The organism is Williamsia sp. Y844 (assembly GCF_056786475.1).
The window spans coordinates 441,111-458,494 of sequence record NZ_JBXCJB010000004.1 but is presented as its reverse complement, the minus strand read 5'-3'; the positions used below and the strand labels follow the sequence as shown (position 1 = coordinate 458,494).

Annotated in this window: 16 protein-coding genes; 6 read left to right on the top strand and 10 right to left on the bottom strand. The window is 64.0% G+C overall.

Annotated elements, in window-relative coordinates; all coding sequences use genetic code 11:
• Positions 1-58: 58 nt before the first annotated feature.
• The 5 genes from AC1TQG_RS23295 to AC1TQG_RS23275 all read right to left on the bottom strand — a co-directional run bounded on the left by AC1TQG_RS23295 (position 59) and on the right by AC1TQG_RS23275 (position 5,700).
• Positions 59-2,110: an LCP family protein gene (locus tag AC1TQG_RS23295; RefSeq protein WP_482140678.1), complete on the bottom strand. Its 2,052-nt coding sequence runs from the start codon at positions 2,108-2,110 to the stop codon at positions 59-61.
• Positions 2,111-2,308: 198 nt separating this feature from the next.
• Positions 2,309-3,469: a tRNA dihydrouridine synthase DusB gene (gene dusB, locus AC1TQG_RS23290; protein WP_482141438.1), complete on the bottom strand. Its 1,161-nt coding sequence runs from the start codon at positions 3,467-3,469 to the stop codon at positions 2,309-2,311.
• Positions 3,470-3,497: 28 nt separating this feature from the next.
• Positions 3,498-4,490, bottom strand: a complete 993-nt coding sequence (locus AC1TQG_RS23285) for an acyl-ACP desaturase (protein WP_482140677.1) — start codon at positions 4,488-4,490, stop codon at positions 3,498-3,500.
• Positions 4,491-4,689: 199 nt separating this feature from the next.
• Positions 4,690-5,190, bottom strand: a complete 501-nt coding sequence (locus AC1TQG_RS23280; protein ID WP_482140675.1) for a nuclear transport factor 2 family protein — start codon at positions 5,188-5,190, stop codon at positions 4,690-4,692.
• Between the two features lie 45 nt (positions 5,191-5,235).
• Entirely contained in the window at positions 5,236-5,700 is a 465-nt protein-coding gene (locus AC1TQG_RS23275; protein WP_482140673.1) for a DUF8021 domain-containing protein, read from the bottom strand.
• Between the two features lie 157 nt (positions 5,701-5,857).
• On the opposite strand from AC1TQG_RS23275, the gene AC1TQG_RS23270 reads away from it, so the two are divergent.
• The 4 genes from AC1TQG_RS23270 (at position 5,858) to AC1TQG_RS23255 (ending at position 10,997) form a co-directional block, all read left to right on the top strand.
• Entirely contained in the window at positions 5,858-7,858 is a 2,001-nt protein-coding gene (locus AC1TQG_RS23270) for a serine/threonine-protein kinase (RefSeq protein ID WP_482140671.1), read from the top strand.
• Positions 7,855-8,670, top strand: coding sequence for a hypothetical protein (locus tag AC1TQG_RS23265; protein ID WP_482140669.1), 816 nt, complete (start codon positions 7,855-7,857; stop codon positions 8,668-8,670). The genes AC1TQG_RS23270 and AC1TQG_RS23265 overlap by 4 nt, the downstream gene beginning before the upstream one ends.
• Before the next feature lie 135 nt (positions 8,671-8,805).
• The gene (locus tag AC1TQG_RS23260) at positions 8,806-10,308 is read left to right on the top strand and encodes an LVIVD repeat-containing protein (RefSeq protein WP_482141436.1); all 1,503 of its coding nucleotides are present in this window, start codon (positions 8,806-8,808) and stop codon (positions 10,306-10,308) included.
• Positions 10,305-10,997 (top strand): DUF305 domain-containing protein, encoded by a 693-nt coding sequence (locus AC1TQG_RS23255; protein ID WP_482140667.1) that lies wholly within the window; start codon positions 10,305-10,307, stop codon positions 10,995-10,997. The genes AC1TQG_RS23260 and AC1TQG_RS23255 overlap by 4 nt, the downstream gene beginning before the upstream one ends.
• Before the next feature lie 57 nt (positions 10,998-11,054).
• Here the strand turns inward: AC1TQG_RS23255 and AC1TQG_RS23250 are convergent, their stop codons facing one another.
• The 4 genes from AC1TQG_RS23250 to AC1TQG_RS23235 all read right to left on the bottom strand — a co-directional run bounded on the left by AC1TQG_RS23250 (position 11,055) and on the right by AC1TQG_RS23235 (position 15,128).
• Entirely contained in the window at positions 11,055-11,210 is a 156-nt protein-coding gene (locus AC1TQG_RS23250) for a hypothetical protein (RefSeq protein WP_482140665.1), read from the bottom strand.
• Positions 11,211-11,290: 80 nt separating this feature from the next.
• Positions 11,291-12,211 (bottom strand): alpha/beta fold hydrolase, encoded by a 921-nt coding sequence (locus tag AC1TQG_RS23245; RefSeq protein WP_482140663.1) that lies wholly within the window; start codon positions 12,209-12,211, stop codon positions 11,291-11,293.
• Positions 12,212-12,277: 66 nt separating this feature from the next.
• A complete protein-coding gene (locus AC1TQG_RS23240; protein WP_482141434.1) occupies positions 12,278-13,525 on the bottom strand; it encodes an MFS transporter in 1,248 nt (415 codons plus the stop codon).
• Between the two features lie 130 nt (positions 13,526-13,655).
• Complete coding sequence (locus tag AC1TQG_RS23235; protein WP_482140661.1) at positions 13,656-15,128, bottom strand: NCS2 family permease; 1,473 nt, start codon at positions 15,126-15,128, stop codon at positions 13,656-13,658.
• A gap of 243 nt (positions 15,129-15,371) precedes the next feature.
• On the opposite strand from AC1TQG_RS23235, the gene AC1TQG_RS23230 reads away from it, so the two are divergent.
• Complete coding sequence (locus tag AC1TQG_RS23230; protein ID WP_482140659.1) at positions 15,372-16,115, top strand: HemK2/MTQ2 family protein methyltransferase; 744 nt, start codon at positions 15,372-15,374, stop codon at positions 16,113-16,115.
• Positions 16,112-16,321 carry a CDGSH iron-sulfur domain-containing protein gene (locus AC1TQG_RS23225; RefSeq protein WP_482140658.1) on the top strand — a complete coding sequence of 70 codons (210 nt, stop codon included), beginning with the start codon at positions 16,112-16,114 and terminating at the stop codon, positions 16,319-16,321. Before AC1TQG_RS23230 ends, AC1TQG_RS23225 begins: the two co-directional genes overlap by 4 nt.
• A gap of 11 nt (positions 16,322-16,332) precedes the next feature.
• On the opposite strand, the gene AC1TQG_RS23220 is transcribed toward AC1TQG_RS23225, so the two are convergent.
• Complete coding sequence (locus AC1TQG_RS23220) at positions 16,333-17,343, bottom strand: iron-containing redox enzyme family protein (RefSeq protein WP_482140656.1); 1,011 nt, start codon at positions 17,341-17,343, stop codon at positions 16,333-16,335.
• Positions 17,344-17,384 lie beyond the last annotated feature (41 nt).

Sequence of the window (17,384 nt, the reverse complement as noted above, 5' to 3'; positions counted from 1 at the left end):
TGTCAGGTGGTGAACTGCAAATGAACGGCAGCCGTGTACTGGGGCTCGGATCCGATCATCACGCGCAGGTGGTGTCACCCGCGTTGGTGACCGTGAGGTCGTTGGGGAGTTCGTCGGGATTGGACTCCCGTGGCAACTCTCGGACCCTGACCTGCGTACCTTCGGCCGGGGCGTCGTTCAAGGTGCCGGAGAAGTCGCTGCCCAGAATGACCTCGACGCCCGAGCTGACCGTTGAATCCGCCTGGATCGTGGCACCGGGGATCATCTGGGCGACCGTCGCGGCGGATCCCTGTTGACCCGGGCCGTACCGGACCACGGTGTCGGTGCGGTTTTCCGAGGCATCGGCGACGCCGTAGATCTCAAAGCCGTAGTTGGCCAAGTCGTTGGCGGTTTCGGCGGCGATCCCGCTGGTGCCGGTGCCGTTGAGTACGCGCAGTGAAACCGAGTACGGCGAGAGAGCGGTGACCGTCACCTCCGCAGGCTTGGGCGCAGTTGTCGTCGGGCCGGGCGTCGGTGTGCCGGATTCGGGGGTTTCGGTCTTCTCCCCGGGGAGCGGCAGGTCGTTGATGATCGCGTTGAAGATCGCGTCGATGTCGTCCAGTCGTGGGATCTCGTTGCCAGACCCGTCCTCTGCGGTACCCGAGGTCGGCACGGTCAAGAAGGTGACTCGGCCGGCATCGAGCCCCTGCATCGACTGTCCGAGCTCCACCAGGTTGTCGGTGTTGACCTGGTCGACATAGCTGTACTTGATGAAGGTGTCGATGATGCCGTTCAGCGTGCTCGGGTTCGTCAGGACCTGGCTGGACAGTGCTCCACGCAGCAGCGACGACATGAACAGCTGCTGCCGTTTGATCCGTCCGTAGTCGCCGTTGCCCTCGGTTTCGATGTTGCGGGCCCGTACGTAGTCCAGGGCTTTGGAGCCCTTCAGGGTCTTCGTGCCGGGCTTGGCGAGGATGGTGCCGAGTTCGTAGTCCTTCAGAGGTGTTGTCGAGCAGACCTCGACGCCGCCGATCTTGTTGACCACCTGCTCGAACCCGTAGAAGTCCATGGCGATGAAGTGGTTGATGTTCAGGCCGGTCATGGAGGTGAGGGTGTCGACCAGGCACTTCGGGCCGCCGTCGCCGTACACGCTGTTGAGTTTCACGCCGGTTGCCGATGGGATGTCGTCGTCGGTGTATTTGCCGTCGTCGTTGTTCCAGTCTGCACATTCGGGCCGGTCGACCTGCAGGTCGCGGGGAAACGACACTGCCACAACACGACTGCGGTCGGCCGGGATGTTCACCATGATCACGGTGTCCGAGCGGGCGCTGCCCTCGAAATCCTCGCTGTCCCCGGCGCCGACGGTGCCGTTCTGCCCGGCCCGCGTGTCGGTGCCGACGATCAGGTAGGTCTCGTCGCCGTTCTGCAGCTGTTTGTCGCGAATCTGGTCGTTGTCGGGATTCACCGCGTCGACGGTATTCCAGCCGCTGTCCTTGACCTTCTGATAGCCCCACACCGCGCCCGTACCGAGCAGCGCCAACACGCAGGCGAGTGCGATGAGGACACGGCCACCCACGGTGGCGCGGTGCATGAGCTGTTTGTGGTCGCGGACTTCGGGTGGTGTGGCGCGCCGACGTGAGGCCGTCGCGGGACCGGAGCTCACTGCGCGCGGCGCCCTGGCCACGGTGTCTTCGGTGGACAGTTCCGGAATCTGCGCCGCAGCGCTGATCGGCGGGATGTATTTGTTGACCGTGGCGTCGGAAGTGGCGGGTATGACCTCGGTGTTGGCGTCGGCCTCGACGAACGTGGGTTCTCCGGCTCCGACGATTTGTTCGGTCGGCGCATCGGCCGGGCTAACGCGCCGGAGACGTCGAGGCGTGGAGGCAGAGCTGGGCGGCGCAGGGCTCTGCGGGGCATCGCCGGAATCCGTGCCGGAATCCGTGTCCTCGGACCTGGCCGCTGAATTCATCCGATTGAGCAGCTCGCGGACGGTCAGCCGATTGCGGTCGCCCTCGATCAGCTCGCGGCTGGTCGGCTCCCGCAGCACCTCGTCAGAGGGTGCACCGAGCTGACGGCGAATCTCATCGCGGCGTTCCGCGGACGCACGTGCCCGGAGTTCGTCGTCGCTCACCCATGTTCCTTCAGCCATCTGGGCGCCGAGCTGTATCTCAGGCCCGTCTGAACATTCAGCGGGCACGGCGCCGTTTCGATGATACTGACCAAAACGGGCGCATCCCTATGTGAGGGATGAGAATGTGCGCTGTCGAGCGCCAAGATGCGACAGCATGAATCTGAAGTTCGCGAACGGTACCGCGGCGGTGGGGCTGATTCAGCCGCCCGAATGCATGACCTCGGCCCCTGCCGGGACCGCTTCGTCGTCGGGATCGTCGAGCCAGCCCTCGGGGAGTGCCACCGCCGATGGTGACCCCTGGCGGCCACGCGGACCGTGTGCGTCGTCGGGGAACGGCACGTCAGCGGGCAATTGTCCGACGAGGTCGGCCAGCTGAGTGACGGTTTCGACCAACGCCATCTCGCGGCGGAGTTCCGAACCCACAGGGAACCCGCGGAGGTACCAGGCGACATGCTTGCGGATCTCACGCATGCCTTTGAACTCACCGTGATGGTCGGCGAGGAGTTGGCCGTGCCGGACAATGATCTGCGCCACTTCGCCGAGATTTGGGGCGGCTGGGGCTGGAGTGCCGTTCAGTTCGGCACTCAATTCGGCGAACAACCACGGGCGGCCGAGGCAGCCGCGGCCGATGACCACGCCGTCACAGCCGGTTTCGTACATCATCCGGGTGGCGTCAGCGGGTTCGAAGATGTCGCCGTTGCCGAGTACCGGAACATCGGTGACGTGCTCTTTGAGGCGTGCGATCTGGTTCCAGTCGGCAGTGCCGGAGTAGCGCTGTGACGCGGTACGTGCGTGTAGCGCAACAGCTTTCGCCCCCTCGGCGGCCGCGATACGTCCGGCGTCCAGGTGGGTGTGGTGGTCTTCGTCGATGCCGACCCGGAACTTGACCGTGACCGGGACGTCGGTGCCCTCGGTGGCGCGGACCGCCGCGGCAACGATGTTCGCGAACAGTCGGCGCTTGTACGGAATCGCCGAACCGCCACCCTTGCGGGTGACCTTGGGGACCGGGCAGCCGAAGTTCATGTCGATGTGGTCGGCGAGATTCTCGTCGACAATCATCTTCGCGGCAGCGTATGTGTACTCGGGATCAACCGTGTACAACTGCATTGACCTGGGGTTTTCCTCCGGACCGAAGGTGGTCATGTGCATCGTGACCGGATGCCGTTCGACCAGCGCGCGGGCGGTCACCATCTCGCAGACGTAGAGTCCGGCGACGGTGCCCGTGCGCGCGAGTTCGAGTTCGCGGCACAAGGTCCGGAAGGCAACATTGGTCACCCCGGCCATCGGGGCCAGGACCACCGGGCTGGACAGCTCGATGGACCCGATCCGCAGGGCCGGGGTGGTGACGGTGTCTGGCAGTAACGCGGTCAGTTCAGTGATTTTCTGTTTAGGAAGCGGCAGCGGCTTTTTCGCGCTTGGCGGCTTCGCGCGCCAGCGAACGATCACGCATTTCTTCGAACTTGAGGGTGTCGGCTTCGAGCTTCTCGAGGAAGGCCCCGAGATCCTCGCGGAGCTTCTGGCCCTCGGGTCCGAAGTCGTCGCGCTCGAAGATGTTCCACTTGCGCAGGACGGGCTGGACAACCTCTTCGAGGTGCTGACGCAGGTCATAGATGCCGTGCTTGGCCATCAGGACACCGTTGCGGCGGAAGTTGGGCATGCCGGCGCCGGGCATCTGGAAGTTGGACACGATCTCGTAGATCGCCTTCATCGCCTGATCAGGGACGAGATCGAGGGCTGCACCGCAGATGTTGCGGTAGAAGACCATGTGCAGGTTCTCGTCTGCGGCGATGCGCTGCAGCATCCGATCGGCGATGGGGTCGTTGCAGGCCTTGCCGGTGTTGCGGTGCGAGACGCGGGTGGCAAGTTCCTGGAAGGTCACGTATGCGACCGACCGGAGGATGCCTGCTGCCTCTTCGCCCAATTCGTCGGCGCGGTCGCCGGCGGCCTGTAGCGGCGAATAGCCGTTGGTCATGTGGATCATGCGGGCCTCTTCGAGGGCCACGGGATCGACACCGCGGGTGACCACGAGGTAGTCACGCATCACGATGCCGTGCCGGTTCTCTTCCGCGGTCCAACGGCCGACCCAGTGTCCCCACGCGTCGTCCATCGAGAAGTTCTCGGCGATCTCGCGGTGGTAGGACGGCAGGTTGTCCTCGGTCAGCAGGTTGGTGACCATGGCGGCCTTGGCAACCTCGTTGAGCTGCGACTGCTCGGGATCCCAGTCGACGCCACCGAGCGCGGCGAAGTTCTGGCCGTCGTCCCACGGCACGTAGTCGTGGGGATGCCAATCCCTGGTCGTGCGCAGGTGGCGGTTGACGTTTTCTTCGGCCGCCGGTGACAGTTCCTTCAGTAGCTCAAGTTGGGTCAACTCGCGTGCCATCAGATATTCCTCCAGGAAGGGCTAGGCTGTAAGGCTTCAGGGTACGGGATCGTGATGCCGTCACCCAAGTTGTTGCGCGGCGCGCTCGGCCAGTAAAAGCGGCGCCACACCAGCTGTTATCAGTACCTCAGGGGCGTCGTGCCCGCGCAAGTCAGTGTTACCTGACATTGTGGGATTGTGGTGCAGCTAACGCGGGGCTTCAGACATATTTACCGAACTTGATGAGCCATTCAGAAGCCTCTTCGGTGAGATTTCCCAGCTCCTGCGCCCTATTGCACCAGGCTTTGGCCGCCTGGGCAAACTCTGCGGGGTTGTATACGTCTTCTTCTTTTGCCCATAGGCCGTCGCCGCCGTACGTCAGGATCGTGATGTTCGTGGCCGTGATGACGCTGCCGTCGCCGGGGTCACGCATGGGGTTGTCGATCTCACAGATCACCCGGCCGGTGTCGGGATCGATCACGTGCCACAACGAGATGTATCCGACCATGTGATTGCCGGGGAAGCGTCCCATCGTTTTGTTGACCCACGCCCGGATCTCCTCGCGTCCTTTGAACGTGCCCAGCGCGTGTTCGACATAGTCGGCGTCCTCGGTGAACTGGTCGGCCCACCGATTCCAGTCGCCAGTGACCGCGACCGCGTCGTTGACCGCCTTGAACTTGCTGAACTCCGACTCGAGTTCAGCCTTGGTGAACTGCCCCATCTGCTCTTTCTCCCCTGGTCGTCAATGGTGTCCGCCTGCTGCCGCTCAGGCGAGGTGGACGGTGATCGTCGCATCGATCCGTTTGATCCGGCACTGGTCGTCGAAGGCGAATGTTTCGTCGACGGTGGCTCCGGCGAGGTCGACACCGGCGAAGCCGTAGTCGAGGTCGTACACCGATCGCACCAGATTGCCGTGCTGGCGCCACGTCGCGTTCCTGATTCCGGTGATGCCGCCGTACTGCAGGTGGGCAGCAAGTTCGGCTTTCATGAACGAGCCGGAGAAGCCGGTCTGCAGTCCGTTCTCGAATCGGATGACGTCCTCCGCCAGTGGTACGTCGTAGGCGAGTCGTGGATCGGCAAGCGCGGCAACGTACGTCTGTGCCCCGACGCGTTGCGCGTCGGCCGTGCAGGTTGTGCTCTGATCGCCGGCCATGGCGGGTGTCGGCGTCGTCAGCAGCGCAGCCCCGATCAATGCAGCGCCGACGAGGAACCGGGATCCGGCAGATTTCATGAGAGTAAGCGTATGTGCTCAATCCGCTGGGCGGGGAAGTTCTTCGTGATCGATCAGACGGACTAATCGCTGTTCGAGTCCTGGTGTGCCGTCGGCGGCTGTCGATAGTATCGACCGCATCTCGCCGCCGGCGGGTGACGAGAAAGGTCGAGTGGCTATGAGTGTGGCGATCGGGTCTCACATCGGTGGCTATCAGATCCTCGAGTTGATCGGCCGTGGCGGAATGGGTGAGGTCTACAAGGCCCAGCACCCGCGACTTCCACGCGCCGACGCGATCAAACTCCTCAACAGCACCTACGGCAGCGACCCGGACACCCGTGCACGGTTCGAGCGCGAGGCAGACCTGGTCGCGCCGCTGAGTCATCCGAACCTGGTGAATGTGCTCGATCGTGGCACGCACGAGGGCCAGTTGTGGATCGCGATGGAGTTCGTTCCCGGCACGGATGCGGCCCAAATGCTGTCGGGCGGACCGCTTCACCCGCGTCTGGCGGTCACGATCATCGCGAAGGTCGCCGACGGTCTCGACTACGCGCATCGCAAAGGTCTTCTCCATCGCGACGTCAAACCCGGCAACATCCTGATCACGCCCGGTTCCGATCCGATGAATCCGGACGCGGTGAAACTCACGGATTTCGGGATCGCGCGGATGGCGCAGGAAACCGACAGCAGCCTGACCTCGGTCGGTATGACGGTGGGAACGCTGCGGTACAGCGCACCCGAACAGGTAGGTGGGGAGGAGATCGATCACCGCGCCGATATCTACGCGCTGGGTTGCAGCCTCTACGAACTCCTCACGGCCACAGCGCCGTTCGATGCCCCGACGAGTCAGGGGCTGATGGCTGCGCACATGTTCAACCCGCCACCGAATCCGGCGGCTGCCAATCCCGCGGTCCCGGCGGCCATGGCTGCGGTGATCGCCCGGGCGATGGCCAAAAAGCCCGCCGACCGATTCAACTCCGGACGAGAACTCGCCGAGGCCGCGCAAGAGGCATTGCAGGGTGGCGGGGCTCAACAGAGCACTCGGGCACAACATGCTTTTGCACCGATCCCGGGGAATGTGGTTCTGCCGCAACCCGGTCCGCCCCATGCGGGTCATCATGGCCCGGCGCCCGCGACCGCCGCGATCACCTTTCCACCGTCGGCGAATCTGGTTCGGCCCCAGTCGAATCCGTACCAATCAAATCCCGGTCATTCCGGTGGTGGCACGGGATACCAGGGCGGCCCGCCGGTCGGCGGACATTCGTCGCCATCGAGTCCGCAGGTGCCGAGCGGGCAGTATCCGAATTACAGCCAGACCACACCGCCACCGGGAGGTCCGCCGGGTGCGGGCTTCGTCCCCTTTGGTGCGGCCTCCGGGGGGCCGGGGCACAAGCCGCCGTGGTTCAAGCGCGCTCCGGTGATGGCAGGCCCGATCGTGGCTCTCGCTGTGGTTGTCGGAGTTGTTGTGGGGCTGTTGATGTTCGGTGGTGGCGATGCGCTTGCCACGCCGGGACAACCCACCGCAGAAGTCGGTGAGACCGCGGTGGACATCAGCTGGCCTGCCGTCGACGGCGCTTCCGAATACGCGCTGCGCCAAGGAGAAACGATCATCTACGTCGGTAGCGATCCCCGGTATTCGCAGCCGGTGCCACTACCGGGTGCATACACGTATTCGGTGTCGGCCCGTTCCGGCGACCGCGATGCCTCCCCATATGGTCCGGCCAGTGGGGAAGTCGTGGTGACGCAGCGCTGGCACGGGGTCGAGGAGCTGGCGGCGGCGTTCGGAGACATCGTGGGTCCGAGCCCGCTGTCGACCGACACCGTCACCGGGGAGGCGTGCTGGGGTGGTGTCGGATCGGTCGACGCCGATGTTCCCAAAACCGGCACCATCCTGTGTCATTCCACCGAAGGTGAGTACTCGGTGCGGTTGCGGGAGTTCGAATCCAAGCAGGCGCGGGATGATTACCTCAACAGCCTGGACCTTCAGACGGCCACGGTCACCACCGACAAGGGTGTACGCGGGTTGCTCTACCAGGGTGACGGACCGAAGAGCGACTGGGCGGGCACGTTGCTCTTCGCTTTCGACGACCCCGATCTCGAGAGGTACGACGTTTCGGTGGTCATGGACAACGGCAAGAATGCCGATGCCGCGGCCGTACTCGATGAGCTTCCGCTGTGAAGCGCTGGGCGTGGCCACTGGTGGTGGTCGGTGCGGTCGTGGCGCTGGTGGTCGCAATGGCGGTCACCTATTTTGTCCGGGGCGCGGGAGATGTCGCGGAGCCGTCCAGCATCAAGGCCGCCCAGGAGGGCGGCGTGGTGAAGGTGACGTGGTCTGCGGATTCCGATGCCGAGTCGTTCTTGCTGAGTCGGGGCACCGAGGTTGTGTACACGGGTTCGGATCGTGAGTTCACCGACGCCTCCGCCGTCGCTCCGGAAGGTTCGACAACGGTCGAGTATTCGGTCCGAGCGGTCGACGACAAGGGCCGGCTGTCAGAACCCAGCGCCGGAGCCACCGTCGAGGTCGGAGCCGGGTGGGGTTTGCTTGCGCAACCTGCGGCGGAACTCGCCGAACTGCTTCCTGCCGCGCCGTCCGAGGAAGGCTGGAACGCGATGATGTGCGAGACCAGGTTCGATGCCCTTCCTCCCGAAGAGGGGACCGACCGTGACGGCTCGGGTGAACTGTTCATCAAGGGTGGCTTCCGATGTGCCCTGGAGGTCGACGGCACCGAGTACGACCTCTGGACGGACTTCTATGTCAGCCCGGAGCAGCTCGAGTCGCGGATGACGGAGATCCGTGGCTGGACCGATGTCCGCAGCACCACCTGGCAAGGGGGTCGAGCCGTGGTGGGTGACCCTGTCGGAGAGACCAAGTGGATCGGGTTGACGGTCGACTCTCATCCCGGCGTCTATATCGAACTCGGCGCGGTGGACACCGGGACCACGGTGGACGAACTCACTGCATTGGCCAACAGCCTGCCTGTCATCAACTGACGCCAGAATCGGCAAATCCCCCCTTCGCCGGACCTCTCGGCGGTACTGTCCGCGACAGCACAATGTGGTGCGTCCGGAGGGGGACACGTGTCGCGGGATGAAATCGTTCGCGCTTTGAGTCGGGTTGCGGTGACGATGACGATGGTGTTGGCCGGCTTGGCTGTGGCCGGTCCGGCCGTCGCGACAGCACCGCCTGGCTACAACGACCTCACCGATGTCTGGCCGACCGCGGTCGCGCCGGCCTCGTGTCGCGAGGGCGACCGGGTGGAGACGGGGATCCAGGGCGAAGTCCCGCTGGCCGACCGCAAGTCGGGGCGCAGCACCCAGGGCTACAACTGCAACCTCGATCTGATCGGGCAGTATCAGGGGCAGGGCGCCGGCATCGTCAGCGCCACCTACAAGAACTGTTCGTACACAGGGTCGACATTTCCGGCAAGCTTCCTCGGACCAAATCCGGGGGTGCAAGTCATTGACGCGTCAGATCCGCGAACCCCGAAACTCTCCGCGGTGCTCACCGAACCAGCCATGGTGGGTGGCACGTGGGAGTCGTTGAAGGTCAACCAGAAACGCGGTCTCCTGGTCGGGACCGGGGTCGGGATTCTCGAGGGCGGCGGCTACATCTCGGTCTACGACATTTCCGGCGATTGCGCCCACCCGCGACTGCTGAACACCGGCGCAGGCTCCCAATTGAGCATGCCGATGCCGATCACCACCCACGAGGGCGACTTCTCGCCGGACGGAAACACCTACTGGGCATCCGGTATCGCTCCGGGGTATCTCAGTGCCGTCGACCTCACCGATCCGCGTAACCCGATGATCGTCTGGTCGGGGATCACCGGAGTCGAAGCCCACGGCATGGGATTCTCGCCCGATGGCAACACCCTATATTTGGCGAACCTGTTCGGACTGACGGTCATCGACGTCACCGACGTTCAGAACCGCAAGCCCAGAACCATTGTGCCCCAGCTGATGCCGCATCTCGGAGAGAAGTACTGGGCCGACGGTCAGGTCACGCAGCACAACATCTACGCGACGTATGACGGCCGGCCATTTCTCTTCTCGGTCGACGAGGCCGGTTCGGGCGGCGTCAAATTGTTCGACGCGAGCAACTCGGCAAATCTCACGCAGCGCAACGCCATCAAGCTGGCGATCAACCTGCCCGAGAATGCGAACCGCTGGGCGCAGAGTACGGCCGGCAACGGGGTCTTCGGCTATGACGCGCACTACTGCGCCATCGATCGCCGGGTCGATCCGACTGCCATGGCCTGTGGCTGGATTCAGTCGGGCATCCGGGTTTTCGACATCAGAGATCCTGATCATTTCCGGGAGATCGCGTACTTCAACCCGCCGGCACAGCGTGGCAAGGTCGGGCAGCTCACCAATTCGAGTCATGCGTTGTTCGGTTCGGTCGAGTTGCCGGCAATTCTCGGCACGCTCGCGGTGGCCCGCGCAGTGCTGCAGGGGGAAGCGCGCGCAGATGGGATCATCAGCGATCAGAACCGGTTGGCAGGCGGCGACCTCTCGGCCGATTGGTGTCTGTCACCCCCGGAGTTCCACGGCGACCAACTGTGGGTGACGTGCATGGACAATGGGTTCATGACCTTGCAGCTGGATCCCTCGGTGTACCCGCCGCGGTGACTGAATCAACCCTTCGTCGCTGGTGGTGGCCCGCCTCGGCTCTGGTGATCACCTTGATCATCGGACTGGGTATCGGGCTGGCCATCAGCCCCGACAACGACACCGCGCAGCCACAGACGGAAGCAACCGCGGTGGATATCGGTTTTGCCCAGGACATGTCGGCGCATCATCAGCAGGCGATCATGATGACCGACATGATGTCGGTCGACAGTTCGCCGGATGTACGTGGCCTGGTGAATCAGCTCAAGGCCGCCCAGTGGCGCGAGATCGGCCAGATGACCGGATGGCTGCAGATGCTCGATGCGCCGTTGCAGAGTGATCAGACGATGAGCTGGATGAAGCCGGAAGACCATGGCCACATGGGGACGGCCCCGGCGGCGCCCGATGGAACGGCCCCGGCCGGGCATGACGATTCCACTGCGACAGCAATGCCGGGTACCGCCAATGGCGACGAGCTCACAGCGTTGCACAACGCCGCGGGCGTAGAGGCGGAGATCCTGTTCCTGCAGTTGATGATCCGTCATCATCAGGGCGGGATCGACATGGCGGCCCACGCCAGCCAGGAGGCCGGGGATCCCGCGATCCGGCGGGCTGCGACAGCCATGGTCAAAGAGCAGTCCGAAGAGATCGGCGTGATGACGGTGATGCTCAACCAGCGCGGCGGACAAGCGCTGCCGTACCCGTCCTGATCGTCGAGCGGGCCGAAAGTGCCGTCGAACGGGCCCATGTGTCGCTCAATCGAAGGTTCAGGCAGGCTCTTTCGGGTTCTCCTCGTCCTCTTCGTCGTGGTCGGGGTCAAGCGGATCGACTCCGTCGACACCTTCGAGGACGGTCAGTTCCTGCTCGGCGGACGCGACGAACTCCTTGGCTTCTTCTTTGATCTTGCGCACCCAGTCGGACATCGTTTGCCTCTCTGATCGGTCGAGGTATCTGATCGAGACCCGAGAACAGCGTACGTCCCGCATGTGTACGGCGAGCGGGGTCAGGGGATGAGGATCCCGGTCTGCTGATCCCACACGCTCATCAGCTCGGCGAGGATGTCGACGGCCATGCCGAGTCCGCCGAGGTGGCTTTCCCCGGTCATGGTGACGAGTTTCGCGTCGGCCAGCAATCCCACCACGTGCTCGCCATGTGCGTGCGGGATGATGTGGTCGCGATCGCCGTGCCACCATCGCACCGGTCCGGTTATATCGCTGACCAAGAAGCCCCAATCACGGCAGAACACAACAACATCGGCGAACGGTGCTTCCATTTGTTTGCGGCCGCCGTTGAGTAGGTCGTCGAGGAACATGGCCTTGAATTCGGGACGCTGCAGCAGTTCGCGGTCGGCGGCGGGGGAGAAGCGACCGTAGAGTCCGATGGCGGGTTCGGCCACCGGGCGGGCCACACGGAGAAATGAGCTCAGCACCCGACCGATCGGCATCCCCAGCGTCGGGAGCAGCGGCGCGAGCAGCTTGCCGAACTCCATCGCACCGCCGTCGATCGCCTCCGGACCCTGGGTCGGCGCGACCCCGCCGAGGATGCCGGTGACCACCACCCGCTCGGGTATCGCGTCGGCGACGGCCAGCGCGTACGGGCCACCGCCGGACAGTCCGATCACGGCAAAGCGTCCGATACCCAGGATGTCGGCGATCGTCGAGACGTCGTCGGCGAACGCATGGACGGACCCGTAACGGTGCGGGGTGGACGATCCGACACCGGGACGGTCGAGGCCGATGATCCGGATGTTCTCGCGTTCGGCGTATCTCCGGGCTTCGATCGGGATCTGTCGCCGGGCACCGGGTGTGCCGTGCAACCAGAAGACGGCCCGGCCGGTGGCGGCACCGAACTCGGCGATACCGATGCGCCGACCTTCACCGACAGCGACGTTGCCCTCGAGCTTGGGCCGTTCGACATCGATCACGCACCCAGGATCGCACTCGATCCGTGCGGGTGGGGGCGAATTCTCGACCGTAGGTCGGGCAGTGCTTCAGCCGACGGTCTCTGTTGTGGACAGACTCAGCTTTCCGCGCTCCAATGTGGGGCGCTGATGGGTGACCTTCAGAAGGACGATGGCGCACACGGTGGCCGAGATCGCGCTGATGATGCCGCCGAGGATCAGCGGCATGCGCGGGTCTGTGATCTCTGCCAGCCAGCCGAGTAGCGGACTTCCGATGGGTGTTCCGCCGAGGAAGCAGAGCATGTAGATGCCCATCACGCGACCACGCATGTCCGAATCGACCGACAGTTGCATGATGTTCATCGCGGCCGTGCTGAAGGCGATGTTGGCAACGCCGACCGGGATCAACATCAAGGCCACCAACGTGAACGTGGGCATGAACCCGACGACCACTTCGAGGATCCCGAAGGCGATCGCCCCGGCAAAGAACTGTCGCAGACGGACGGGTTTGGTACGTCGTGCCGCGACCAGAGCGCCGGCCAGGGTGCCGACCGCGAGCATCGTTGCCAGCAATCCGTAGCCGCCCGCGTTGCCTTCAAAGGTGTTGGCGGTGAGCAGTGACAGGGACAGCGGGAAGTTCAGGCCGAACGTGGAAACCATGAAGATGGTCGCCAGTATCACCATGAGGTGGCGATGTCTGCGGACGTAACGAACGCCGCTGCGGATCGAGCGATCGGTGACCGAACGCGCACCGCGCACCAGTTCACCGCTGCGCATCGCCACGAGTGCGGCCAGAACTGCCACCGAACTGGCGGCGTTGATCAGGAACACCGGACCGGTGCCGAAGAGTGTGATCAGCAACCCGGCGAGCGCGGGGCCGGTGATGCGGGCCGTGTTGAACGTCAGCGAGCTCAGTGCGACCGCGTTGGGCAGCTGTTCGGGGCCGACCATCTCGATGGTGAACGACTGCCGGACCGGGGCATCCATCGCCGAGATGCATCCGAGCGCGAAAGCCAGCACGTAGACGATCGGCAGGGTTGCGGCCCCGCTGACATCGATCACACCCAGGATCAGCGCGCATAGTGCCATCGCGACCTGGGTGCCGATGAGAAGCTTGCGCTTGTCGAACCTGTCGGCGAGGGCACCGGCGGGAAGGGACAGTACGGCGGTGGGGCCGAACTGCAGGGCCATCACGATGCCCACCGCGATCCCGCTGCCGCCGGAGAGTTCGAGGACCAGCCAGTCCTGTGCGATGCGTTGCATCCAGGTGCCGGTCAGCGAGACGACCTGGCCACTTGCCCAGAGCCGATAGTTGCGGACCCCGAGTGACGAGAACATCGCAGGCAGCGTTCGCGAACGCACCCGGGTCATCTCTCGTCTCTCATGCACCACACCACGTTAGTTGCACAGAACCAACTAAATAAAACTCTCGCCCGCTGCCAACCCCATCACGCCGGCGAACGGCAACTCAGCCGATCAGGTTCTCGATCGGTTCCTTCGCGAAGTAGAGGACGAAGATCGCGGCCACGAACCAGAGCAGCGGGTGGATGGTGCGCACCTTGCCGCGGGCGGTCGCGAGGACCACCCAGGAGATGAATCCGACGCCGATGCCGTTGGCGATCGAGTAGGTGAACGGCATGACCACGATCGTCAGGAAGCACGGCAACGCGTATTCGAAGCGGGTCAGGTCGATGTCGCGCACCTGCGAGATCATCATCGCGCCGACCACCACGAGGGCCGGGGCTGCGGCTTCGAGCGGAACCATCGAGTACAGCGGCGTGAAGAACATGGCGATCAGGAACAGCACGCCGGTGACCACGTTGGCCAGTCCGGTGCGGGCACCCTCGGCAATACCGGAGGCGGATTCGACGAACACCGTGTTGGAAGATGCTGATCCGATACCACCGGCGATGGCGCCGGTGCCCTCGACGACCAGCGCTTTACCGATGTTGGGCAGGTTTCCGTCCTTGTCGGCCAGGTCGGCTTCCTTGCCGAGCCCGGTCATCGTCCCCATGGCGTCGAAGAAGTTCGACAGAACCAACGCGAACACCAGGACGGAGGCGGACAGCACGCCGATGCGGGTGAAGGCGCCGAAAACGTCGACGTCACCGACCAGGCTCAGGTTGGGCACATCGCCGATGGAACTGGGGATCTCCGGGATGTTGAGGCTCCATCCCTTGGGGTCGGTCATCGTCGAGTCGAGATCGGCGATCTGCTCGATGATCATCGCCAGGACGGTGGTGGCAACGATTCCGATGAGTAAGCCGCCGCGGACCTTGCGGACCACCAGGACTCCCATGAGCAGGATCCCGAATACGAACAGGAGGGCGGGCCAGGTGGCGACCGAGTTGTTGATGCCAAGGCTCACCGGCACGGTGGTGCCTGCGGCATCGGGGATACGTTGGACGAATCCGGCGTCGACGAAGCCGATGAAGGCGATGAACGCGCCGATACCGGCCGCGATCGCGGCCTTGAGCTCACTGGGGATCGCCCGGAAGACCGCACTCCGGAAACCGGTGACCGCCAGCAGGACGATGATGATGCCGTCGACCACCACCAGTCCCATGGCCTCGGGCCAGGTGACCTGCGGGGCAATGGACACCGCGAGCAGGCTGTTGATGCCGAGGCCGGCGGCAATCGCGAACGGATAGTTGGCGACAAGTCCGAAGACGATCGACATGATGCCGGCAACCAGTGCTGTGACAGCGGCCACTTGGGCCAGGGGGAGGACGTTGCCCAGGACGTCGGCATTCCTCGAGTTGCCGGGAACGCCGCCGATGATGATCGGGTTGAGCACCACGATGTATGCCATCGTGAAGAACGTCACCAAACCGCCACGGATCTCGCGGGAGAGGGTTGAATTGCGTTGGCTGATCTTGAAATACCGGTCGATCGCCGACACCGGTTCTTTCTGTTCGGTGTCGCTGCTCTCGATTGCCATCCCTCGTGCCCATCCCGGTTGACCGACAGTGGCCGAACCGATTCGTTCGAGATCGTACAAAGGATGCGTTGTATGACACAAACCGCTGGGCCTGGCGGTTTCCGTGCCAACTGGTGCGGCGATGCGCGGGGTCGACGCGTTGGTGTTTACAACGTGAGATGACAGGGAATCTCCACGTATACGACCCACCGCGCGAGCCTTGGTGGTGGTCGACCAACCGCAGATCGACGAGGAGCCCGAATAATGGTCGCAGCGCAGCCACTGCCGACAGTTCGTACCGACAACACCAACGATCCGGTGATCGACGTGGCAACGGTTTACGACTCCATCCGCGTACCGGCTGGTGTGTATGCACCTCAGGATGATTCGCGACTGCTGCTGACGGCGCTGGCCGAGCGGAACCTCGTCGCGGGGCGGCGGGTGCTGGATCTGTGTTCGGGCAGCGGCGTGCTTGCCATCGGAGCCGCCGTGCTGGGTGCCGGTCATGTATCGGCCTTCGACATCTCCGCGCCCGCGGTCGCCTGTGCCCTCGACAACGCAACCGCGTTCGGTGTGCAGGTCGACGCGCGCCAGGGATCGCTACCGGAAGCGCTCGCGCACGGACCGTACGACGTGGTCTTGTCCAACCCGCCTTATGTACCGGACAGCAACGCGCTGCCCGGCAAAGTGGGGCTGACCCGCGCCTGGCATGGTGGCCGCGACGGTCGTTCGCTGCTCGACCCGTTGTGCATCGTCGCCCCGGATCTGTTGGCCGACGAGGGCACACTTCTGTTGGTGCAATCCGAGTTCGCCGATGTCGAACGTTCCGTGACGATGTTGCGTGCAGGCGGATTGAACGCGCGTGTTGTCGAACGTCTGCAGATTCCGTTCGGACCGGTGATGAACACGAATGCGCGGTGGCTCGAAACGGTGGGAATGCTGGAGCCGGGCCATCGTTTTGAAGAACTGTGTGTGATTCGCGCGGACAAGCCGGGCTCGGACGCATGACCGCACCGGTCGATCGGCGGGTGGTCCGGGTGGTGGCGGGAGGCCCGCTCATGGTGGAGGGACCGGTGAGTATCGAGATGCCCGATGGCCGGGTGGTCGAGTCGGACCGGTTCATGGTGGCCATCTGTGCATGCAAGCGCAGCAAGAACTTTCCGCTGTGCGACACCAGCCACCGACGGAAAAGCTCAGCGAATAAAGCGGATTGAAACCTCGGTCCTCAACCGGTTGGGTTGAGGAGCGAGGTCCGGCCGTCGGTCCAGCAAGCCATCAGATGATCGGCGAGTTTGTCTTCCAGGTACAGGAACGCCTTGACGCCGAACACGACGTCGGATTCGATGTCGGGTTCGCGGGCCAGTAGGTCGCCGATCACGTCGTGCCGGACGACTTGTTCGTGCATGGCGTCGGCCTCGACGTGTTCGCGATAGAAGTGCACGCAGGCATCGGGGGCATCAAGGCGTTCGAGCGCGTGTACCAGTCGCTGCGACCCTGGCGGCGAGGTGATTTCGGTGGCCGCGAAGTGTCCGACAGTTGCTCCCCGCCGGTTGCGGTGCAGTCCGAACATCGACATCACGTTCACCAAAGCCAGGGATTCACCAGGCACCTGTTCGATGTAGGCGAGGTAGTCGGAGTTCAGGTCGGCGGCTTCGAGTAGATCGGCGAACAGCTTCTGGTGCACGTGTTCTCCGCGACCACCGCCGTATTCGTCGAACTCGATGGCGACAAACGATGCTTTGGCCTGCCCGGTCAGGCGCGGGATCGCAAACGCGTGCGGGTCGGCTTCCTTCAGGTGATAGATCGAACGATGGATGAAGTACTCGCGCATCTGATCCCAGGTGCCCTGCTCCTTGAGGAACCACGACGGACCCCTGCCGTGTGCCGGTTCGGTCAGTAGAGCGCTGATTGCATCACCGGCACTGCCGGCGAGATCGATGTCGGCGACCAGTGCGGCGGAGAAGCGGCGCTCGAGTTCGGCCCGGAGCCGCAGCAGGTCGGGATTCCATTCCCAGTCATCGTCGACGTCTGTGAACCCGCGGTAGTGCAGCTCGTAGCAGACGTACAGGGCCAGTTGCAGGTCCAGGCCGTAAGGGTCGCTGTCGCCGGTGTCGACCGACAAATTGGTGCCTGCCGACGACGAGGCCGGACAGGTCAGCGCAGCGATGACCGTCGACGACAACGGACCGCAGGCTCGGGGCAAGGTCCGCGCGATGGAACCCACAGATGTAGTCACTTGGTACTCCTACCCGAGGTCGGGATGTGGGAAACCTGATC

Bases quoted from the DNA above. Each gene is read 5' to 3' on its own strand.
- AC1TQG_RS23285 (WP_482140677.1), bottom strand. From the start codon at position 4,490: ATGGCACGCGAGTTGACCCAACTTGAGCTACTGAAGGAACTGTCACCG.
- AC1TQG_RS23280 (WP_482140675.1), bottom strand. From the start codon at position 5,190: ATGGGGCAGTTCACCAAGGCTGAACTCGAGTCGGAGTTCAGCAAGTTC.
- AC1TQG_RS23275 (WP_482140673.1), bottom strand. From the start codon at position 5,700: ATGAAATCTGCCGGATCCCGGTTCCTCGTCGGCGCTGCATTGATCGGG.
- AC1TQG_RS23270 (WP_482140671.1), top strand. From the start codon at position 5,858: ATGAGTGTGGCGATCGGGTCTCACATCGGTGGCTATCAGATCCTCGAG.
- AC1TQG_RS23260 (WP_482141436.1), top strand. From the start codon at position 8,806: ATGACGATGGTGTTGGCCGGCTTGGCTGTGGCCGGTCCGGCCGTCGCG.
- AC1TQG_RS23250 (WP_482140665.1), bottom strand. From the start codon at position 11,210: ATGTCCGACTGGGTGCGCAAGATCAAAGAAGAAGCCAAGGAGTTCGTC.
- AC1TQG_RS23240 (WP_482141434.1), bottom strand. From the start codon at position 13,525: ATGTTCTCGTCACTCGGGGTCCGCAACTATCGGCTCTGGGCAAGTGGC.
- AC1TQG_RS23235 (WP_482140661.1), bottom strand. From the start codon at position 15,128: ATGGCAATCGAGAGCAGCGACACCGAACAGAAAGAACCGGTGTCGGCG.
- AC1TQG_RS23230 (WP_482140659.1), top strand. From the start codon at position 15,372: ATGGTCGCAGCGCAGCCACTGCCGACAGTTCGTACCGACAACACCAAC.
- AC1TQG_RS23225 (WP_482140658.1), top strand. From the start codon at position 16,112: ATGACCGCACCGGTCGATCGGCGGGTGGTCCGGGTGGTGGCGGGAGGC.